The sequence below is a fragment of the Janthinobacterium sp. SUN137 genome (assembly GCF_030587265.1).
GTDB classification, from domain to species: domain Bacteria; phylum Pseudomonadota; class Gammaproteobacteria; order Burkholderiales; family Burkholderiaceae_D; genus Janthinobacterium; species Janthinobacterium kumbetense.
In genome coordinates this window covers 1,439,169-1,459,810 of record NZ_JAPWHZ010000002.1, presented here as the reverse complement: position 1 = coordinate 1,459,810, position 20,642 = coordinate 1,439,169, and the positions used below count along the sequence as shown (strand labels likewise).

At 59.0% G+C, this 20,642-nt stretch carries 14 protein-coding genes; 9 read left to right on the top strand and 5 right to left on the bottom strand.

Translation table 11 applies throughout. From position 1 onward, the window contains the following. The first annotated feature begins 174 nt into the window (after positions 1-174). Both O3298_RS14585 and O3298_RS14580 read left to right on the top strand, forming a co-directional pair. A complete protein-coding gene (locus tag O3298_RS14585) occupies positions 175-11,244 on the top strand; it encodes a hemagglutinin repeat-containing protein (RefSeq protein ID WP_305059802.1) in 11,070 nt (3,689 codons plus the stop codon). 2 nt (positions 11,245-11,246) lie between these two features. After that, positions 11,247-11,717, top strand: a complete 471-nt coding sequence (locus O3298_RS14580) for a hypothetical protein (protein WP_305059801.1) — start codon at positions 11,247-11,249, stop codon at positions 11,715-11,717. 278 nt (positions 11,718-11,995) lie between these two features. Here O3298_RS14580 and O3298_RS14575 read toward each other — a convergent pair whose 3' ends face one another. Continuing rightward, positions 11,996-12,709: a transposase gene (locus tag O3298_RS14575; RefSeq protein WP_305059800.1), complete on the bottom strand. Its 714-nt coding sequence runs from the start codon at positions 12,707-12,709 to the stop codon at positions 11,996-11,998. 123 nt (positions 12,710-12,832) lie between these two features. On the opposite strand from O3298_RS14575, the gene O3298_RS14570 reads away from it, so the two are divergent. Continuing rightward, the gene (locus O3298_RS14570; protein ID WP_305059799.1) at positions 12,833-13,210 is read left to right on the top strand and encodes a hypothetical protein; all 378 of its coding nucleotides are present in this window, start codon (positions 12,833-12,835) and stop codon (positions 13,208-13,210) included. A gap of 321 nt (positions 13,211-13,531) precedes the next feature. Here the strand turns inward: O3298_RS14570 and O3298_RS14565 are convergent, their stop codons facing one another. Together O3298_RS14565 and O3298_RS14560 are read right to left on the bottom strand one after the other, a co-directional pair. Next, the gene (locus O3298_RS14565; protein WP_305059798.1) at positions 13,532-13,819 is read right to left on the bottom strand and encodes a hypothetical protein; all 288 of its coding nucleotides are present in this window, start codon (positions 13,817-13,819) and stop codon (positions 13,532-13,534) included. Between the two features lie 106 nt (positions 13,820-13,925). After that, positions 13,926-14,459, bottom strand: coding sequence for an ankyrin repeat domain-containing protein (locus O3298_RS14560; protein ID WP_305059797.1), 534 nt, complete (start codon positions 14,457-14,459; stop codon positions 13,926-13,928). A 234-nt stretch (positions 14,460-14,693) separates the two neighbouring features. On the opposite strand from O3298_RS14560, the gene O3298_RS14555 reads away from it, so the two are divergent. Continuing rightward, entirely contained in the window at positions 14,694-15,062 is a 369-nt protein-coding gene (locus O3298_RS14555) for a cupin domain-containing protein (protein ID WP_215409092.1), read from the top strand. 30 nt (positions 15,063-15,092) lie between these two features. On the opposite strand, the gene O3298_RS14550 is transcribed toward O3298_RS14555, so the two are convergent. Then, entirely contained in the window at positions 15,093-16,292 is a 1,200-nt protein-coding gene (locus O3298_RS14550; protein ID WP_305059796.1) for a YbfB/YjiJ family MFS transporter, read from the bottom strand. A gap of 311 nt (positions 16,293-16,603) precedes the next feature. On the opposite strand from O3298_RS14550, the gene O3298_RS14545 reads away from it, so the two are divergent. The 4 genes from O3298_RS14545 (at position 16,604) to O3298_RS14530 (ending at position 19,081) form a co-directional block, all read left to right on the top strand. Continuing rightward, positions 16,604-17,278: a CsgG/HfaB family protein gene (locus tag O3298_RS14545; RefSeq protein WP_077403418.1), complete on the top strand. Its 675-nt coding sequence runs from the start codon at positions 16,604-16,606 to the stop codon at positions 17,276-17,278. Between the two features lie 8 nt (positions 17,279-17,286). Beyond that, a complete protein-coding gene (locus O3298_RS14540) occupies positions 17,287-17,655 on the top strand; it encodes a DUF4810 domain-containing protein (RefSeq protein ID WP_230521897.1) in 369 nt (122 codons plus the stop codon). Beyond that, entirely contained in the window at positions 17,652-18,314 is a 663-nt protein-coding gene (locus O3298_RS14535) for a DUF799 domain-containing protein (RefSeq protein WP_034788080.1), read from the top strand. The genes O3298_RS14540 and O3298_RS14535 overlap by 4 nt, the downstream gene beginning before the upstream one ends. Positions 18,315-18,451: 137 nt before the next feature. Continuing rightward, positions 18,452-19,081 (top strand): hypothetical protein, encoded by a 630-nt coding sequence (locus O3298_RS14530; protein WP_305059795.1) that lies wholly within the window; start codon positions 18,452-18,454, stop codon positions 19,079-19,081. Positions 19,082-19,103: 22 nt separating this feature from the next. Here O3298_RS14530 and O3298_RS14525 read toward each other — a convergent pair whose 3' ends face one another. Continuing rightward, positions 19,104-19,952: a siderophore-interacting protein gene (locus tag O3298_RS14525; RefSeq protein ID WP_305059794.1), complete on the bottom strand. Its 849-nt coding sequence runs from the start codon at positions 19,950-19,952 to the stop codon at positions 19,104-19,106. Positions 19,953-20,044: 92 nt separating this feature from the next. Between O3298_RS14525 and O3298_RS14520 the strand changes: the two genes are divergently transcribed. Next, on the top strand, positions 20,045-20,623 hold the full coding sequence (locus O3298_RS14520; RefSeq protein WP_305059792.1) for a TetR/AcrR family transcriptional regulator: 579 nt from the start codon (positions 20,045-20,047) through the stop codon (positions 20,621-20,623). Positions 20,624-20,642 lie beyond the last annotated feature (19 nt).

The following is a 20,642-nucleotide window of genomic DNA, read 5'->3' as shown; positions in this document are numbered from 1 at the left end:
GCCAGCGGGCAGAACCTGGCGGCGGGCCACGCCAGCCTGACGGGCGCGGAGGTGGACCTGGGCCACAGCCAGACCAGCGCCGCCAGCATCGACTTGACGGCAAGCCTTGGCAACATCAGCACGGCAGGTGCCGTGGTGAGTACGCCGGGGCTGCTGAACATCACGGCCAATAGCTTGGAACAGCAAACCTTGCAAAACGCCAAGGGGACCCTGAGCGCCGGCCAGTTGGCCGTGCAGGTGGGCCAGCTGGACAACCAGGGCGGCAAGCTGCTGCAGACGGGCACGGCCACGGCCAATGTAACGGTGCGGGGCCAGCTCGATAACCGCCAAGCGGGTGAATTGGCGGCGAATGGCCAACTGCAGGTGCAGGCGGGCAGCATCGACAATAGCGGCAAGGGCCGCATCACCTCGACGGCGTCGCTGGAACTGGCCAGTCAAGGTCTGCTGAACAATGTGGATGGGGTACTTGCCGCCACGCAGGACATCCAAATAAAGGCGGGTACGGTCGACAACAGCAGCGGCACGCTGCAGGCCAGCAACGGCAGCATCGGCCTGGACGCCGGCAGTGTGCGCAATGCGCAGGGCGTGCTGAGCGCAGGCAAGGATGTGCGGGCGACGCTGACGGGCGACTTGACGAACACCGGTTTGCTGTATGCAGGGGGGGACCAGCAGTGGACGGTGGGCGGTGCGTTGATCAATGGCGGTTCCATCGCCGCGCTGGGCAATACGACCCTGCAGGCGAACAGCATCAGCAGCAGCGGCTTGCTGGGTGCGGGCGTCAAGGCCGATGGCAGCCTGGGCACCAGCGGTGACCTGACCCTGGCGGCTACACAAGGAATCACCGCCAGCGGGCAGAACCTGGCGGCGGGCCAGGCCAGCTTGACGGGCACGTCGCTGGACTTGAGCGGCAGTCAGACCGGCGCCGCCAACATCACCCTGACGGCGACACAGGGCAATGTGCTGACCCATGGCGCGGTGGTGAGTACGCCGGGCCTGCTGTCGATCACGGCCAATGCGGGCAACGCGCAGGCGCTGGTGAACACGGGCAAGGGGCAACTGAGCGGAGGCCAGCTGGCCCTGCAAGTGGCAAACCTGGACAACAGCGGTGGCGACATCGTGCAGACGGGGCAGGGCAAGACCGTCATCGCCACGGGTGTGCTGGACAACACGGGCGGGCGCATCGCCGTCAACAGCAGCGACCTGGGCCTGAGTGCCGCGACCCTGACGAACATCAACGGCCGCATCGAGCATGCGAGCACTGGCGTGCTGGCCATCACGGCCAGCACCCTGAACGGCCAGGGTGGCAAACTCATCGGCAACGGCGCGCTGCGTATCGACGCCGCGAGCATCGACCACCGTGACGCCACCCTGGTGGCGCAGCAGGTGACGCTGCAGGCGGGCAGCCTGGACAACCGGGGCGGCCACCTGGTCCAGACTGGCCTGGGACTGACAGACCTCAAGGTCGACCAGGCATTGAACAATGGACAGGGCGAGATCGCGAGCAACGGCATGCTGGCCATTCGCGCTGGTACGCTTGGCAATGCCGGTGGCCAGATCAGCGCCAATCAGGCCGCGAACATTGATGTTACGTCAGCTCTCGTCAACACGGATGGTGTCATCGCGGCGGTGCAGGATTTGACGCTGAGTGCAGCTGCGATCGATAACCAAGGCGGCAGCCTGCGCGCCGTCGGCGGCGATCTTGCCTTGCAGGCGACGGACCTTGGCAACAAGGGGGGCAGCGTGTATGCGGGGCGTGATCTGAAGTCGACTGTGGTCAACGTAAATAATAGTGGTAGTTTGTATGCGGCGGGCAAGCAGCTCTTGCAGGCTAGTGGAAGCGTGGAAAACACGGGCGTGATCGCTGCCCTGGGCAATATGGACATTCACGCTGCCAGCTTCCGCAGCCAGGGAGCCGCCAGCTTGTTGGGCGCTGGCATCAAGGCGGACGGAACTCTGGTCAATTCGGCCAACTTGAACATCACCGCCGCCCAGGGGCTGCTTGCCGGAGGCCAGAATTTGGCGACGGGCAATGCCGTATTCACCGGTGCTTCCGTGGATGTCAGCGGTAGCAAAACGAGCGCCAGCAACATTACACTTACCGCCAATAGCAGCAATGTAACGACCAGCGGCGCGGCCGTCAGTGCAGCGGGCACGCTGACAGTCAATGCAGGGGCGCAGGATAGCCAGAGCTGGATTAACCGCATGGGCGAGGTGAGTGCCGGTCAATTGTCGGTGCATGTAGCCAACTTGGACAATTCGAAGGGAACCATCATCCAGTCCAGCACCGGCGATGGCGCCATCAGTGTGAATTCGGCGACGGGCATATTGGACAATACGGGCGGACGTATTGCCGTCAACGCCAATAATTTCAGCCTGGCTGCCAAGACGCTGCTGAACGTCGATGGCAAGATGGAGCATGCGTCCACCGGCATATTTGCCATTGGCGCTGGCAACTTTGCCGGCGACCGCGGCTGGATCACGTCGAACGGCTCGGTGAATATCGACGCTGACAATTTTAATCATGCTGGCGCAAGCATGGTCGCGCGGCAAGTCAGCATCAAGACGCAGACGCTCAACAATGCCAAAGGCAGCATTACCCAGCTGGGCACGGCACATGGCGATATCAAGGTCGACGGACGGCTCGACAATAGCGAGGGCGTCATCGCCAGCAATGGCGACATCGCGGTCAAGGCCGGTGACCTCGATAACCGGCTCGGCACATTGCAGGCCGCTGGAACCGCGCAGCTCGATCTTGCGATTATGGGCACCTTGGACAACCGCAAGCAGAACAGTGCCGACAAGGGATTGATCGCAGCCGGTGGCAAGGTCTCCATCACTGCCGGTGAGCTCTTAAATCAACAAGGTAAAGTGACGGCTGGCACCAGCCTGGAAGTAGGCGTCAGGAATACCATCGAGAATGCCGGTGGCCTGTTGGCGGCCACAGGCAACGTCGTTGTAATCGGTGCTTCACTGGACAATGCTGGCGGCACGCTCGCGTCTGTCGGCGGGAATGTGCAGGCCACACTGTCGGGACAGATGCATAACGCCGGTGGTAAAGTCCAGGCGGCTGGCGATGTGTTCTTAAACAGCCGCGGATTGACGAACAGCGATGGCGCGAACATTACCGGGCGCAGTGTCAGTATTGATAGCGACGGCCTGGAGCTGAACAATCGCCTGGGAACGATTGCCGGCACGCAGAGCGTCAATCTGCAGACAGGCGCCATTCTGAATGCCGGTGGCCGCGTACAGGCCGGTACCTCCCTGGCGATAGATACCCATGGCCAACTGCTGAACAATACCAGTGCCGGCAACATCACCAGCGGCGGAACTGTCAATCTGGCGGTGGGCAATGTGAACAATGCCAGTGGCTATATCGGTGCCGCCGGCGCCATCACTGGCTATGCCGGCCAGGTCGATAATACGGCCAATGGTGCGATCGTCGGCCAGTCCACCCTGAATCTGACTATTGGCGGCCTGAACAATCAAGGCGGACAAATCCAGGTGCTTGGCGATCTTGGTTTGAATACGGCTGGGACAATTGTCAATCAGCAGGGATTGATACGCAGCGGCGGCACGGTCACTCTGACTGGCGCCGCAATCGATAATAGCAATACGCAAATGAGCAACCAGGGTATTGAGGGCATTAACCTCGCGTTGGACGCATCGAATGTCATCAATACTCAGGGAGCTTTGCGCGCCGACAATAACCTGATGCTACTAAGTTCTGGCGTCATCAACAATAATCAAGGACTGATAAGTGCGGGAAATGCACTGGGCATGCGAGACTTTGGCCCGACACGTAGCCTGTCCTTCAGCAATAGTGGCGGCACTGCGATTGCCGGCAAGACTCTTGAAGTGCGTGCTGCCAGCCTGAGTGGCGATGGCCGTTTATTGTCGCAACAGGATTTGAGCCTGGATTTATCGGGCAACTACAGCCACGGGAATGGCGGCCAGATTACGGCCAATGGCAATGCCAGCATCTCTGTGGGCGGAAACATGAGCAATGCGGGCATGCTGCAAGCCGGCGGTTTGCTTGACTTGCGTGCAGGCAGTCTCGACAACGCTATGAGTGGCGATATCCATGCCACTACGACCCGGGTCAGCACATCCGGGGCGTTGAACAATCGCGGCCTGATCGATGGTGTCAATACGGAAGTCAATGCGGGAGCCCTGAATAACGTCGGTTCCGGCCGCATCTATGGCGATCACCTGAGCATTGCCGCGACCTCCATCGACAACAATGTGGAAGGAGGCCGGGCTGCCGTCATTGCCGCCCGTACCCGCCTGGACATCGGTGCGCAGACGATCAATAACAATGAGCATGCGCTGATTTTCAGTGCGGGCGATATGGCGATCGGCGGAGCGCTGGATGCCAGCCGCTTTGCTATAGGACAAGCTGACCAGTTGACCAATGCCAGTGCCGAGATTGAGGCACTGGGCAATCTGCGGCTCGACGTGGCGAGTATCGATAACCTGAACAAGCATTTCACCCTGCAATTGGGGGCGAATACGGTTGAAGAGATCGTTGAGTACCAGATGAAGGGTAAAGAATATCGAAGCGAAACTGCCCCTCTGCCAAACTGTATGGGGCCAGGATGTCTTACATGGAACAAGAAGTTTCTGGAGTATACGCAATACATATATACGCGTATCACTGCTAATAGTGCCATTCTGGCCTCTGACCCTGGGAAAATACTGGCGGGGGGCAGTCTTACTATTTCCTCAGGAAAAGTTTTTAATGAAAACAGCCACATTATTGCCGGTGGCCTGTTGAGCATTACACCAGGGGCATTGGTCAATACAGCGACGCAAAGTGTCTCCATGGTATCCGAACGTGGCACCGCCGACCGTTTTCTCATTCCAGAGGAAGTAGGCGGAGGCATGGAAATGATGCCGGAATGGGAACCAGAGTTTATTGACAGCGTAATCTATGAGCGGGATATTCCGGGTCAGAGCGCACCAGTTATCGCCGGACGCGTCGAGGGCAACACGGCGGTAAACGTTACCGGAACGAGACCGAATGCCGTTGCCGGTATAGGCGGCCTGTCAGGTATCAGCGGCGCAGGTAAGGCCAATGCAGGCGTCAGCCTGGCTGGCGTAACGCAAGGCGGCACTGGCGTGGCCACGGTGCAAAATGTCAATGGACAAGGCGCAGCATCCGCCACAGGGGCGGGCGCAGTCCATTCAACCGATCGGACCGGAACGGCAGGTCATGCGGGCGAGGTGGCAAAGGCGACAGGTGCTACTGCTGCTGCTGCGGTGCAAGGTGCGGGAGCGCAGGGCGGCACTGGCCTGTCGCGAGCATCCGATGTGAGCACGGGGACACAAGGTCGTGATGCGAACAATACGGCTAGGTTTGCTGATAGCGTCAAGGGTGGAGTTGTCAGTTCTGTCGGCGCCGCGACGGCAGGCAATGCCAACCCGCTCGTGATGGCAGACGCCAGCATTGATGCAAAATCGTTGGAGCGTGCGGCAAACGGCACGGCGCCAGGTGCAATCGCGGGCGCCGCTGGCGTTAATCATAGTAATCGGGCAGGTGATGCGGGACGCGGCGGCGCTGTTGCCGCGGTAGCCGGCATTAATGCAGGCGCGGCGAATGGCGGCACGGCAGGCATGGCCGACCCATCGGCACTTGCCGGTGCCGTCAATAGTGGTGCGGTTGGAACGGTGGCTGCGGTCAATGGACCGAACACCAGCGACCGTACGGGAAGTGTGGGTCATCCCGGCTCGACTACTGTGGCCAGTGGTGCCAAGGCGGGTGCGGCCAGCGGTGCGGCGGTGGAGAATTCCGCGGGGTCGTTGGCCGGTGCTGTGGTCGGCGCGGCAGCAGGCGAAGCCGTCAACGCAGCATCCGGGGCGAGCGCCCTCACCGGTACCAGGGTGCAGGCAGTTGGCCAGGTCGCATTGGCGAGCCCATCCGGCCGCGCGCAAGTGGTGCGCACGACTCTGCCATCGATGCAATTGCCTACCGCCAGCCTGTTCAAACTGAGTCCGGCGCCTGGCGCACGCTTCCTGGTTGAAACGGATCCACGGTTTACAAATCAACGTGAATGGACCGGCTCGGATTACATGCTGGCACAAGTACAGCTGGACCCATCGGTGACTCAGAAGCGCCTGGGCGACGGCTTTTATGAGCAGCGTCTTGTGCGCGAGCAAATCGCGCAGTTAACGGGCCAGCGTTTTGTCGGTGACTACACTGGCGATGAAGAGCAATACAAGGGCTTGATGGATGCAGGCGCAAACTATGCCAAGCAATGGGACTTGCGCCCTGGGGTGGCCTTGACTGCCGAGCAAATGGCGGCCTTGACCAGCGATATAGTCTGGCTGGTGGAGCAGAATGTTATTTTGGCCGATGGTTCGACGCAAAAAGCGCTGGTGCCGCAGGTGTATGTGCGTTTGCGCGAAGGCGATATAGACGGCAGTGGCGCGTTGTTGGCCGGCAAAGACGTTGACATCAATCTGAAGGGAGATCTGACCAATAGCGGCACCATCGCGGGCCGGGACATCGTCCGTCTGACGGCAGAAAATGTACAAAACCTGGGTGGGCGCATTGACGGCGACACCGTCGGCATCGCAGCCCGGAACGATCTCAATAATATTGGTGGCGCCATTTCCGCCAACAGCGAACTGATTGTCACCGCGGGGCGCGACATCAACATCACATCGGCGGTCAATACCAATACGGGCCGTCAAGGTGACGCAGCATTGACTGGGCCGAGCATCGGCCGGGTGGCTGGCCTGTACGTGAGCGAAGAAGGTGGCACGCTGGCCGCTTCGGCAGGACGCGACATCTCCCTGCTGGCCGGCGAGATTAACAACGGTGGAAAAAACAGTGCCACAGTGATCAGGGCGGGCGGCAACCTGATCCTGGGGACCCTCGAGACTGGCGATAACGCCAATTTCGTATGGGGGGCTGCCTATAGTGCAGGCAAGGCTGGTACGTCCCACGAAACGGGCAGCACGATTGCCAGTGCTGGTAGCGTAGTCATGGATGCGGGGGGCGACATCAATGTCCGTTACTCGAGCGTGCAGGCGGGGACGGCTCTGGGGGTGATTGCCGGCCGCGATATCAATAATAAAGGTAGTGCCTTTACTGCTGTCAGTCAGTTGCAGGCCAGCGCGGGCCGCGATATTAATCTGGTAACGACGACCGTCAGCGACTCCCATGTGCGCAAGTATGACAGAACCACCATCAGCGACAGCGGCACAGTAGTCGACAAAGTGGCTGGCATGTATGTCACAGGTAGCGAAGAGGGCAACGCGCTAATTGCCCAAGCGGGCCGGGATATTACCGTGACGGCAGGCGTCATTGCGAATGCGGGCGTGAATGGGCAGACCAGCGTGATTGCGGGCAATAACCTGACCCTCAATACCGTCACCGTGGCCTCCACCCACACTGACATACGCAACGCGGACAATTACCGCAAAGAAAGCAAGACGGGCGAAGTGGGTAGCCAGATTATCGGCGCCGGCAATGTCAATTTGCAGGCAGGAAATGATTTGCTGGCGCGTGCGGCCGATGTGCAGGCGGGCGGCGCGCTGGGATTAGTGGCGGGCAATGACATCAGCCTGGTCAATGGCGTGGCCACCGACAGCCTGGATGTGGCAAGCAAGGTCAAGAAAAGCGGTACTTTCTCCAGCAAAACGACGACCACGCGCGATCTGGTGCAGACCAGCACGGCGCTGGGGACTTCATTGACGGGCAATACCGTCGATATCGTTGCCGGGCATGACCTGAAGGTGGCGGGTTCCTCGATCCTTGCGCACGAGGCCGCCAATTTAATGGCAAAAAACGATATCAGCATCGAATCCGTCGGACTGGACGGCAAGGAGATTCACTCCAAGCAAGTCAAGAAGAGCGGCACCTTTGGCCTGAGCAAATCGCTGACCAGCCAGGCCGACGATGGCCGCACCGTTACCCAGGCTGGCAGCGCGATCAGCGGCGGCAGTGTGACGATGGTGGGCGGGCGCGACGTCGCCATCAAGGGCAGCACGGTGGTGGCCGATGGCAATATTGACTTGACCGCCTTGCGCAACCTGAGCATCGTCAGTGCCGAGAATGACAAGGACACGACGTCGAGCAGCTACAGCAAGAAGTCCGGCTTTATCGGCAGCTTCACCCAGCCAGCTTTCGGCACGGTAAAAACCACCAGCGATGGCAAGAGCACGGGCGTGGCGCAAGTGGGCAGCCAGATTGCCAGCCTGGGCGGGAATGTGTCGCTGCGCGCGGGCGAGACCTACACGCAGACGGCCAGCGAAGTGCTGGCGACCGGCGCGGGTGCGAGTGGCGGCTTGCCTGGCGATATCAGTATCGTAGGCAAGAATGTGTTGATCAAGGAGGCGTACAACAGCAATGCCAGCGAGCAGCACACGACCTTCAGCAAGGTGGCCCTTGGCGGTACGGTCAACGTGCCGATTGTCGACGCCGTGAAAAGCATCGGCAGCCTGGCGAAGGCCGCCGAACAAACGAAGGACTCGCGCATGCAGGCCCTGGCGGCCGTGACTCTGGCATCAAAGGCCACGGATCTGGCTGGCATGGCTTCGAAGGGATTGACCAACACTGCTGGCATCAAGATCAGCGTCAGCCTGGGCAGCAGCAAGAGCGAAAGCGACATGCACCAGAGCAGCAGCACGGTGGTCGGCAGCGCGGTCAATGCTGCGGGCAACGTCAGCATCGTTGCGACCGGGGCAGGGGCGGACAGCGACTTGACGGTAGCTGGCAGCAAGATTGCTGCAGGTGGCAATCTTACCTTGTTCGCCGACGACAAGATCAACCTGCTTGCGGCACAAAATACGGCGACGCAAACGAGCAAGAACAGCAGCAGCGGTTCCAGCATCGGCGTCGGCTATACCTTTGGCGGTGCGCAGAATGGCTTTAGCCTCGATATTGCGGCCAACCAGGCGCGCGGCAAGGCCGATGGCACGGACAATTACTACACCAACACCTATGTGACAGCGGGCAAGACGGCGACTATCGTCAGCGGTGGCGATACGACATTGCAAGGCGCGATCCTGGCAGCGGATACGGTCAAGGGCGCCATCGGCGGCAACCTGAACATTATCAGTCTGCAGGATACGAGTACTTACGCCAGCAAGAGCAGCAGCGCGGGCTTCAACATGAGCCTATGTATTCCCCCTGCCTGCTATGGCGCCAGCAGCGTCGGTGGCAGCATTTCGCAGAGCAAGGCCAAAGGTGACTTTGCCAGCGTCACCGAGCAAAGCGGCATCAAGGCGGGCGACGGCGGCTTCCAGATCAACGTTGCCGGCAATACCGATTTGCAGGCCGGTGTGATTGCCAGCAGCGGCAAGGCGATTGCCGATGGCAAGAACTCGCTGATCACGGGCACCTTGACGACGAGCGAGCTGCAAAACAGGGATGAGCATTCAGCGAGCGGGTTCAGCTTGAGCGGGTCCGTCAGTGGAAAGATGCGTGATCAGAGTAAAGCCGAAACGACCGAAGACAAGGACGCAGCGAACATGAAGTCCAAGCCAGGCGGCTCGGCCGGTATCGGTAGCGTGTCGGGCAGCCAGAGCAGCACGACGAGCTCGGGCATCAGCGGCGGCAGTATCTTGATCACTGACGCAGAGAAGCAACAGAAGTTGACGGGCAAGACAGCAGATGAAATGCTGGCTGAACTGAACCGTGATGTCAGCAGCGAGAAAGATAGCAGCGGTGCCTTGAACAAGGCATGGGATGGCAAGAAGCTGGAGAAGGAAACGCAGGCACAGATGGCAATCACGGCGGCGTTCGGTTCGATGGCTGCGAAGGAGATCGGGGATTACGCTGACAAGAAAGTGAGGGAGGCGAGGCGTGTCGGCGATTTGGCGGAGGCGGCAAAATGGGAGGAAGGCGGAGTGTATCGTGTTGCGGCCCATACAGCCGCCGGTGCGCTTGCTGGGGGAGCCGGGGGCGCACTTGGTGCCGGTTCCAGCGCCTATGCGATGCCCAAGATTGGTGACATGATTGAAGGTATGGGTCTGCCTGATCCCGTCAAACAGGCCTTGGGTGTAGTTGCGGCAACAGCAATCGGCGCCGCTGCCGGTGGTGGCGCGGGGGCGGTGAGCGCGGCCAATACAGACCTTAATAATCGACAGTTGCATGAGACGGAAATAGCCCTGGCGAAGAAAAATGCGGCCGCGCTTCAACGGGCCGCGCAGAAAAATGGCGAGAACATTTCATTGGAGGAGGCAACCGCACGCATTGAGGCACAGTTATTGCGTTGGGTCGATGCAGCAAGCTACAAGAAGGACAGTGGTAAAACTGATGAACTTGTAGTGTCGGTGATAGGCATGAAGAACACTAGTGGCGGTTTTAGCTGGGACTACCGGGACTACGCCAAACTACATGCCGCAGAATATAATGATGCCAGTATCAATAAGCAGAATGTAGGCTTATATTCGCCGCTTTTATCAAAAAGCAACTACGGGATGACTGCCGCGGAAATCAACGCGCGAAATGATAAAGCCGGAGCTACTTCCGCCAAAATCATGTTGGCGCTTGCTACAGGGGGCATAGCCAAGCCGGCAGCAAAATTTTTGGTGAACGAGCTCGCTGTCTTTGGAAGTAACCCCCTAGCGTATTGCACGGTGAATAGTGTAGCGTGTTTGGCGGTGGTGGATGTTGTAGCGACCACGACTGCGGGAATGCCGACATCGGCGCAGCCTTTTACAGCTGTTGGTGGGCTCACTGCGGCGGAAATTAAAGCGGCAGGCTCGTTAGCTGCAGGCAATACGGCACGAGTTGTTGGGAGTGCAGGAGCAAATCCCGCAATAGGCTATACAGGTGCAGGAACCATTAAGCTTGACGCCGCGGCAGAGGCTGCGTATAGCAAGATCCGTATGCAGTATATGACGGACGTTGAAGCTGTTGCCAATAATGTAGGTTTGTCCACTATCGAAACGGCGACTTTAAAGAAACAATTGTTCTTTGGCCGCCATGAGTACCCCTTGGATGACATAACGATTGTTCGACAACGATTTGCGGCTGACCATGAAATTGCTTTTGCATGGAATTCAGCAGTCAAAGGCGAGCTAAGCGCCCCCCAGCAGTCATGGCTTCAACAACTTGCCGCTCATGAACTTACAGAAAGATCATTCATGGCACAAGGGGTACCATATTTAAACCAAGGGGCTTGGAATGGGACGCGTTTTATTGGTTTTCCAAAAGGAGCCCATGATATGGCACCGCCTCCGCCGAAGGCGAGTTTTCCTGGTTACGAAGTACCTTTGAATTTATTAGAATAATCATGAATAAAATTGAAAAAATATTGGAAATATTGCGCGGAATAAACTGGACTGCAGAGCCGCAATCAGCGGATAGCGAGGATTTTGATGGTGCCACTTCATATCTGCAAATGTATGCTAGATTCATTCAAAAAAATCAACAGGAAATAAATCAAAATTTCACTCCATTTTCCAGTCCATTCAAAGTGTTGGGGCTGCACGAATTGCGCGTTCAAAAACAAGTTGAGGATGAGTGCCAAGAGCTGGCAGGGCAATCGATATTTGCTTATGATCGTGTTTTTTGTATGCGTGCATTGGAATGGGCGACGCTATGTGAAAATAAACATCCCTCCACCTTAGGGGGGGAAGATATGTTCGATCCATTAATTAGACTGGTAGTTAATCGTATTCCAACTAGGATTAGACAAGGTTACTGGGTTGTTGATGAGAGTATGTATCCACTATTGGACTGGGTAAGTAGATACGGGAAATAATGCGCTTGACAGTTATTTTTATTAATAGGGGAGAGGGAGGTTTAAGGTCGCCCATTAATCATGGGCATCTAAACAGGGGACAATATGTGGGGCCGGGGTCAGGTCCGGCATTCGTACCCGATCTCAGCTTTGGCCGTCGCGATCTGCAGCAAGTTGCGCTTTATTAAATGCCGGTATGGTCCGACAGACTGCCCTGCTCGAGACGTGAAAAGTGGCGGCGGTGTGGGAGATGGTAAAGCGGTTGCAGATAAGCGTGTGCCACTGCCTCGTCTCTGGCGCTATTGCGGGCGTGATATTGCCCCGAGTGACAGTGTGACCGCGTAGCGCTGCTGCCTTGGCGTATCTTTGAATGTATCGGAGCGCTGCGACTGCTGATGTACCGAAACGAAGGCGTCATCGCCCAGAAGCCTCTGGTGGCAGGTATGGGCGAACGGACTAGTTTCGCCCATACCTGCCGCTACAAGCCGAGAATAGTTGGCGACCGCCTCGTCGCGTGTAGCGCCAAACTGGCTCAAGAGCCAGTCACGTGCCAACCAGCATGGAGGTGTCGCGTCGTCCAAAAAGTAGCGATGACTGCTCCAGGGCCGGGCATCTGGCGATACGACCATGTGCGCCCGGACTGGATTCAGGACGATGTAGCGGGCCAATTCCAACAGATAGTTTTCTTTCTGCACCAAAATAGCTTTGTAACGACCTTGCAATACGTGCCCGACAAGCTTGTGGCACCGATTGAAATGCTGGGTATATAAGCCGTTCAGTTGACGCATGCCCTGTGACAGATTTGCCTCGACCGTTTCAACGAGCAGATGATAATGATTGCCCATTTGGCAAAAGCTATGCACGACAAAATGGTGCCGCTCGCATACCAAGGCAAGCACTTTTTGCCAGGCAAGGCGATCAGTATCGTCCCGGTAAATGGCACGACGCCGGTCGCCGCGCGAAGTAACGTGGTAGAGAGCACCAGCGAACTCAAGTCGTAGTGGTCGCGTCATGTGGTAGAGGATATTTGAGCCGTACACATTGGCACTGAGATTACGCAGAGGTTTGGATGTCGGTATGGCTGAGGTCGTGTCGTAATGGCGAACCTGCCCCCGTCTCGGTGTAAAGGGTATGGTATGTTAAAAATAAATTGGTCGGTTTGGGATAATAATTCCACTGTTTCATGGGATTTCAATGCTAATAGTATTAGGGTAGAAATTAAGATGCCTCCGCTTGGGGTTGCCAACTTGAAGAGTAAAAGCTTGATCGCAATTGTTGGTAGGTTTGATGAGTTTGGCTCATCAAATCTTCTTTTGTATTCATATGAAGGTATTCTTCAACGGGCATTTAAAGCTCCACCTCTTGGGAAGTGTTCGCAATTCACTTCAGTTTCGGAAAGTAATGGAATTGTAAGTGTGGGTATTGGTTTTGAGACTGATTCTGACTGGGGGGAGAAATCTGCTCATTTCAATGTCATTGATGGAACATTAACTAATTATCATAGAAGTTATTGATTGGCCGGGCGGGTAGTCTAAACCTGTTTGAGGGAATGCGGAGGATCAGCGTTTGGGAACCGCTGATCAATTCGCTTTCGTAGCGAATTTAGGGCGCGAAACAAGCAAGAGCCAGGGTCAGGTCCGTCATTCGTACACGATCTCAACCTTGCCCATCTCGATCTGGGATAAGTTACACTTTATTAAATGCCGATACGACTCGACTGGCTGTACTGCTCGAGACGTGAAAAGCGGCGGTAGTGTGGGACAGGGTAAAAGCGGTAGGCAGATAAGCGCGTCCCATTGTTTCGTCTCTGTCGCTATAGCGGACCTGATATTGCGTCAATGACAGGGTGACAGCGTGGCGCTGAAGATCAGCGTATCCTTAAATTCATCGGAGCGCTTTGATTGCTGCTGTGCTGAAATGAAGGCGTTCTCGCCCAGAAGAATCGGATGACAGGTGCGAGCAAGCGGACTAGTGTCATCCATTCCGGCCGCGACAAACCGGCAACAATGGATTTTGCAGCTGAGGGTATTTTTGAGGGTATCGGTAACTGAATGATTTAGAAAACACTGAAAAATCAAGCGCTTAGCCAGCTCGTTGACCATCGAGTGGGAATAATCGTTCATTCGGCAGCGTAAGCTGACGCTTGCTCAGCGACATCGCCAAGTCCCTGATTTATCAGGGACTTTTTTTTCCGAAGGGCTTGCAAACTGTCGGTGATGTCAGCGTCAGCTATGCCGTCTGCCCCAAGCTGGCCAGGCGGCCCAGAGTTTCCTGCGCATTCATGCTCTTGGCCAGTGAAGCGGCAGTCATGCCGCGGCTGTCCACGGCATCGATGCGGGCGCCGTGTTGCAGCAGCAGGTCGAGGATGGGCAGGCGGTTGAACATGGCGGCCATCATCAAGGGGGTCTTGCCGTCCGGGCTGGCGCCTTCCACATTGGCGCCGTGCCGGAGCAGCAGTTCGGCGATGTCCAGGTAACCCTTGTAGGCCACGCCGGCCAGCGGCGTCTGGCCCTGGTCGTTGGGGACGTTGGCGTCGGCGCCCGCTTCGAGCAGCAGGCGTGACGTTTCCAGGTGGCCATGGTAGCTGGCCAGCATGATCAGGCTGTCGCCTTTTTCATTGCGAAAGTTTACTGGTACGCCCTGGACAAGCATGGCACCCAGTTGCTGCGTATCGCCTTCGCGCACCAGGGCGAACAGGCCCTGGATGAATTCCAGCGTTTCCGCATCCACCGTTGCCGGGATTTTTCGTGCATCGGTGTTCATCGTTTTCTTTCCGCGAAGGTGGGCTATGCCTGCAGTGTAAATGGATGTTGAAGCATTGGCCCGGAAGTTTCAATTGTACGATCCGGCTCCGCATTTGAGGTAAGTGCGGCAGGTGCTTTGCTTGTAAATTTCCATTATTAAACTATATTGGAAAATGATGTGGTTTTTATATTGTGTCAGTTACTCCAATTCGGAAATTTAATACTTCCAGAAATTCCAAAGGAGGGACGGGTCATGAGTGCGATGTTAGAAAAGAAATCCTTGGATAAGCCGGACGAAGTCCGCCCATTCAAGGACGGAGCCGGCCGGATGGCTGTCTTTACGCTTGGCGAACAGACCATGGGGCGCGGCGAATTTGAGCCTGGCTGGCGTTGGAGTCTGCACGTAAAACCGATTGCAGGAACCGATTCGTGCCAGGCAGCTCATACCGGCATGGTCCTTGAGGGACGGATGGTGGTAAGGATGAATGATGGCGCCGAAATGGAATATGGCCCGGGTGATGTCTTCTATATGCCACCAGGGCACGACGCCTGGGTGGTGGGAAACCAGCGTTGTGTATTGTTCGATGTAACAGGCGTCGCAAAGTATGCCAAACCGCAATAAGCGGGGCCAATGCATGTGCGAGACAGTCGCTTACGCGCCCGCCGCCAGCGCCTTTTGCCGCGCGGCCAGCGCCGCGCCGATGAAGAGGGCGATGGCCGAGGCGATCAAGCCCCGTTCCAGGCCGGCAGGGCCGTCGGCGATCCAGCCGACGACGATGGGGCCGACGATCTGGCCCAGCGCGAACACCGTCGTGTAGGCGCTGATGCCGGCCGTCCAGGATTGCTGCGGCAGGTTATGCCGCACCAGGGCCGTGGTCGACGCCACCACAGACAGGAATACGGCGCCGAAGACGAGTCCGGAGAGGAACACGACGGGGACAAAGCTCGTCAGCGCGGGCAGGATGGTCACCGCGCCCAGCACGCCATTCAATATCGCCAGCGATTCGCCGCCCTTGTAGCGGTCCAGCATGCGCGCCCAGATGCGCGACGACGCCACCACCGCCAGGCCCAATACCGTGTAGAACACCGTGATCAAGGTGGGTGTCATGCCTTGCTGCTTGAGCAGGGCGATGACGAAGGTCATGTAGCCGATGTAGCCGACGCCGAACATGAAGTAGCCGGCCAGGCTGGGGGAAAAGTCGCGCCAGGCGAAGCGCCGCGGCGTGTCGACGGCGCGTGGCGCTTCGCCGATGGCTTTCGCCGGCACGGCCATGATGGCGGTGGCGAGCAGGCAGGCGATGCCCAGTGCCAGCCACGGCCATTGCCAGGCATGCGCGGCGCCGTGCTGCTGGGCGGACGTCAATGCGGCCGGCACCAGCAGGGCCGACAGCGCGATGCCGAAACCCGTACCGCCGTAATACAGGCCGATGTAGAAGCCGGCGCGCTGGCTGTGCATGGAGCCGAGCCGCGCCGCCAGTACGCCGCCGGCGATGAAGATGAAGGCGCTGGCCACGCCCGCGCACACGCGCTGCAGGAACAGGGTGGCCGTGTCGCTGACGAGGCCCGACATCAGCATGAAGATGCTGGCCAGCACGGAACCGACGATCAGCAAGCGCCACACGCCCAGGCGGCGCATCAGGGCCGGCGTGGCCAGGGCGCCGAGAAAATAACCGAGCGCATTGAAGGTGTTCATGGCCCCTGCCAGCAGGTAGGACCAGCCCAGGTCGGCGCGCATGGGCGGCAGCAGCAAGCCATAGGAAAAGCGCGACAGGCCCAGGGCGACGGCCGCGCCCAGCGAGAGCGCCAGCGCCGTGGCCAGCGGATGGGCCGGGGAATGATCGTGTATCGGCATGGCCAGGAGACCCGTCTTGGTGGAAAACGTGGAGTTGGCGCCGGAGTGGGGCAGGCCGGCGGGCGAAGTCCGTGAGGGACGGTGGCACAGGGCGCTGACGGCGCGCTTTTTTACTACTAAGTTAATGAATCGGCCCGGGGAAGTCAAGCAGGGCCGCGCCTGAGTAGCGCCGGCAATCATGCAATCCTTGCCATCGTTACTTTTGGAGAGAATTGTGAGACATGCAATACCATATAATTGCCATTAGGAAATTAACTTGCCAAAAATCAATTTCGCAGGTTGCTCCTGATCCTCCATATCATAAGGGCACTATGAACAAGAATAAACCCGGCGCGTTGTTGATTGCAGCGCTGATTGGCGCGGCGTTGGCTGGTTGCGCTTCCGAATCCTCGCAAGCTTTGGCTGTCCCCACGGTTGCCAGCGCAGCCCGTCCCTACGTTGGTCCACGCACCCTGATCGCTGTCGGCAAATTCGACAACCGCTCGAACTTCATGCGCGGCATCTTTTCCGATGGCGTCGACCGCCTGGGCAGCCAGTCGAAAACGATCCTGATCGCGCACCTGCAAACGTCCAACCGTTTCAATGTGCTCGACCGCGACAACATGGCTGAACTCAAGCAGGAAGCCGAGTTCAAGAAGCAGGGCCAGAATATCAAGGGCGCGGATTTCGTCGTCACGGGCGACGTGACCGAATTCGGCCGCAAGGAAGTTGGCGACAAGCAATTGTTCGGCATCATGGGCCGCGGCAAGACGCAAGTGGCATATGCCAAGGTCACCTTGAACGTCGTCAACATCGCTACGTCGGAAGTCGTGTTTTCGGCCGCCGGCGCCGGTGAATACAGCCTGTCGAACCGTGAAGTGCTGGGTTTTGGCGGCACGGCCAGCTATGACGCCACCCTCAACGGCAAGGTGCTGGACCTGGCCATGCGCGAAGCGGTCGAGCGCCTGGTGGCTGGTGTCGAAGCGGGCGCAATGCGCAAACAATAAGGTATCCCATGAAAACAATGATGAACAAGGGCGCAGCCCTGCTGGCGCTGCTCGCCTGTGCCGCCCTGACCGGTTGCGCCACGCAATCGAAGACCCTGTACCAATGGGAAGGCTACGAGCCACAAGTGTACGAATACCTGAAGGGTGAAAGCCCGGAACAGCAGATCGCCGCCATGGAAAAAGACTTGCAAGTGATCGGCGCGAAGGGCAACCACGCGCCGCCGGGTTTCCATGCCCACCTGGGCATGCTGTACTCGATCGCGGGCAAGCCGGAGCAAGTCGAAGCGCAGTTCGAAGACGAGAAAAAACTGTTCCCGGAATCGACGCCGTACATGGACTTCCTGTTGGGTAAAATGAAAAAAGGCGAGAAATTATGATGTCGCGCATGTTGAAAATGGCCTTGTGCCTGGGTCCCGCCATCTTCATGGTCGGTTGCGCCACCAAGCAGGCGGCCTACGATTACACCGCCTTCAAGGCGGCCAAGCCCCGCTCCATCGTCGTCTTGCCGCCGTTGAACAACTCGCCGGAAGTCAATGCCGGCAACAGCGTCTACGCGCAAGTGACGTATCCGCTGGCCGAAGCGGGCTACTATGTGCTGCCGGTGGCCGTGGTCGGTGAAACCTTCAAGCAGAACGGCTTGACGAACGCCGCCGATATCCACGGCGTCGATGCGAAAAAGCTCAACGAGATCTTTGGCGCCGATGCGGGCCTGTACGTGACGATTTCCAAGTACGGCACGACCTATGCCGTGATCGACAGCGTGACGGTGGTGTCGGTCGATGCCAAGCTGGTGGACCTGAAGACGGGCGCCTTGCTGTGGCAGGGTGCGGCCAGTGCGTCCAGCAACGAAGGCAACAACAGCGGTGGCGGCGGCCTGGTCGGCATGCTGGTGACGGCGGCCGTCAAGCAGATCATCAATACCAGCACCGATGCCAGCCATCCGCTCGCCGGCACGGCAAATGCGCGCATGCTGTCGGCCGGCGTGCCGAATGGCTTGCTGTACGGTCCCCGTTCGGAACGCTACCTGGCGCAGTAATCGTTCGCGAATAGCATGCTCACGCCCTGCAGCAGCCAGGGCAGGGGCAGTGACAACCGGCGCCGGCGGAAATCGTGGACTCGTCCTCCGGCGCTGTCTTTCCTGAGTTCGTGCAGATTCCAGGCAGGGAGCAAGCAATGGGCATTCAATTCAACGTCCGTTACAACGTGGAAACAGACGATTTGCTAGGCAACTCCGTGCTGGTCTTCCTGAAGCTGCACAACCCGCAGGGCCATTACCGCAGCCATGCCTGGCAGGTGTTGACGGGGTCGGCCGGCGCCACCGAATCGTTCCACTACGAGGACAGGATCTCGACCGACGTGAACAGTTTCGGCATCACCGGGAACAAGATCGTCTCGGGCCGCCAGGTCATCGCGCCGGGCCAGCTGCTGTCGGCCGTGAGCCCGCATGGCTTGTCGCCGCTGCTGCAGCCGGCCGCCGCCTCGCTGGCGCAATCGAAGCTGACGCCGGCACAATGCGGCGTCATGAACGAGACCAACCCATTCATCCCATTCAGTTGCAACTGGTACGTGAACGACCGGCCGGTCGCGACCATGCCCGATGTCGATGCCAACATGACGGTCGGTTTCGAATACCTGCCCAGCCTGTATTTTGTGGTGGCCATGCGGCCGGCGGCGGGCCAGACCTACAGCCTGGAGAGTTTCCAGGACATGACGCAGTATGCAATGCCGGTCTCGGCGACCGAAGTGGACGTTACCTTGCACCGCAGCCAGGACGCGTGGCGCTTCGACTTCGCCGCCCGCTAGCGCGCGCCGCGACCGGCGCTGCTCACACTTCGACGGCCAGGTCGTCGAAGTCGGCCAGGGTGCCGCCATCGGCGATCAGCTGCTCGAAATTTTGCCGGCGGCGCAGATCGATGTCCGTGTTGCTGACTCCCCGTTTCCAGTAGCCTGCCACCAGCACCTGTTCCTTGGACAGGCCGGCGTCGACGCGAAAATGTTGGCGGATGGCGCGCATTTCATCGCGCTCGCCGGCTCCCCAGATCGCGTAATCGTGCGGATCTTGCAAGGCCCTGGCCTGGGCCGCCAGCGGCCCGTCCGGCGCCACGTGGGCCGTGCCGAGGCGTTGCAACGCCAGGCCCGGCACGGTGGGCAGCTCGGCAAAGGCGGCCGCATCATCCGTCACCACCCAGCCGATGCCGCTCGCGCCGGCGGGCCACTGCTGCAGCATGGCGTACAGCGCGGGTATGCCCGTTTCGTCGAGGAAGAGGGCGATTTTCTTTTCGGCGCCGGCAGGAACGACGAACTGCGGGCGCGGCCCCGTCAGGCGGAAGACCTCGCCCACGCGCAGGCTGTTACCCCAGTGCATCATCGGACTCGCGTGTGCATGCCGCACGATATCGAAGGTAAACGCGCCTGCCTGCGCGTCAAAGCTGCGCACGGTGTAGATGCGCGACGCGCCGCCATACGCTGGCCCGTCGAGATGGATGCGGAAGGCCACGTTGGGCAGCGCCCAGTGGGGATCGTCGCCGGAACGGTCCAGGCGGGCCGTGACGCGCAGCACGCTGGGAACGGGGTGCGCGATGGCGCTGACGGCGGCCGTGACTTCATGCAGGCTGCGGTCATGCTCGGCATTGCGCAGCTGGCCGCCGGATTGCTGTTCTACGGGTGTTGCCATGGTAAGTACTCCTTGGTATTGGGTAATTAGTTTCACCATGCTAAACTAATTGGCTGAAACCGACAACGCAGCTGCCGCCACGGACAATAACGATGACTATTGCAAGCACTTCGCCCCGCCCCGGGCGTCCCCCCAGCATCACGCGCGAACGCATCGCCGACGCCGGCATGGCGCTGGGCCTGCCCGCCATGACGTTTACCGGTGTCGCCACCTTGCTCGGGGTCAGCCATGTGGCGTTGTACAAGCATGTGGCGAACCTGGCGGCGCTCAAGCTGCTGGTGGCCGAGGAAATTTTTGTTCGATGGAAACTGCCGGCGACGGGCAACGACGACCTGGAGGGCTACCTGCTGCGTTTCAGCGCCTCGCTGCGCGCGCTGGTCAAGTCGCATCCGGGGCTGGCGCCGTACCTGCTGCGCAGAAAAGCGACGACGCCGGCCATGCTGGCCCGGATCGATGCCCACCAGGCGCACGTGGCGGACAGCTACCGGCTGCCCAGGGAGCGCGCCCGCTGGCTGCTGTCGACCGTGGCCTTCCACTGCGTGGCCCTGGCCGATACCGTGTATGCGCCGGCCGGCGACGCCTGGGAAGCAGAGGACGATGCGCTCATCGAGGCCGAGTTCCACCTGGGCATGCGCGCGCTGGTGATCGGGGCACTGGCCATGCAGCCATAGCGGCAGCGCGTGGCAGCAC

Bases quoted from the DNA above. Each gene is read 5' to 3' on its own strand.
- O3298_RS14580 (WP_305059801.1), top strand. From the start codon at position 11,247: ATGAATAAAATTGAAAAAATATTGGAAATATTGCGCGGAATAAACTGG.
- O3298_RS14575 (WP_305059800.1), bottom strand. From the start codon at position 12,709: ATGACGCGACCACTACGACTTGAGTTCGCTGGTGCTCTCTACCACGTT.
- O3298_RS14570 (WP_305059799.1), top strand. From the start codon at position 12,833: ATGTTAAAAATAAATTGGTCGGTTTGGGATAATAATTCCACTGTTTCA.
- O3298_RS14565 (WP_305059798.1), bottom strand. From the start codon at position 13,819: ATGAACGATTATTCCCACTCGATGGTCAACGAGCTGGCTAAGCGCTTG.
- O3298_RS14560 (WP_305059797.1), bottom strand. From the start codon at position 14,459: ATGAACACCGATGCACGAAAAATCCCGGCAACGGTGGATGCGGAAACG.
- O3298_RS14555 (WP_215409092.1), top strand. From the start codon at position 14,694: ATGAGTGCGATGTTAGAAAAGAAATCCTTGGATAAGCCGGACGAAGTC.
- O3298_RS14550 (WP_305059796.1), bottom strand. From the start codon at position 16,292: ATGCCGATACACGATCATTCCCCGGCCCATCCGCTGGCCACGGCGCTG.
- O3298_RS14545 (WP_077403418.1), top strand. From the start codon at position 16,604: ATGAACAAGAATAAACCCGGCGCGTTGTTGATTGCAGCGCTGATTGGC.
- O3298_RS14540 (WP_230521897.1), top strand. From the start codon at position 17,287: ATGAAAACAATGATGAACAAGGGCGCAGCCCTGCTGGCGCTGCTCGCC.
- O3298_RS14535 (WP_034788080.1), top strand. From the start codon at position 17,652: ATGATGTCGCGCATGTTGAAAATGGCCTTGTGCCTGGGTCCCGCCATC.
- O3298_RS14530 (WP_305059795.1), top strand. From the start codon at position 18,452: ATGGGCATTCAATTCAACGTCCGTTACAACGTGGAAACAGACGATTTG.
- O3298_RS14525 (WP_305059794.1), bottom strand. From the start codon at position 19,952: ATGGCAACACCCGTAGAACAGCAATCCGGCGGCCAGCTGCGCAATGCC.
- O3298_RS14520 (WP_305059792.1), top strand. From the start codon at position 20,045: ATGACTATTGCAAGCACTTCGCCCCGCCCCGGGCGTCCCCCCAGCATC.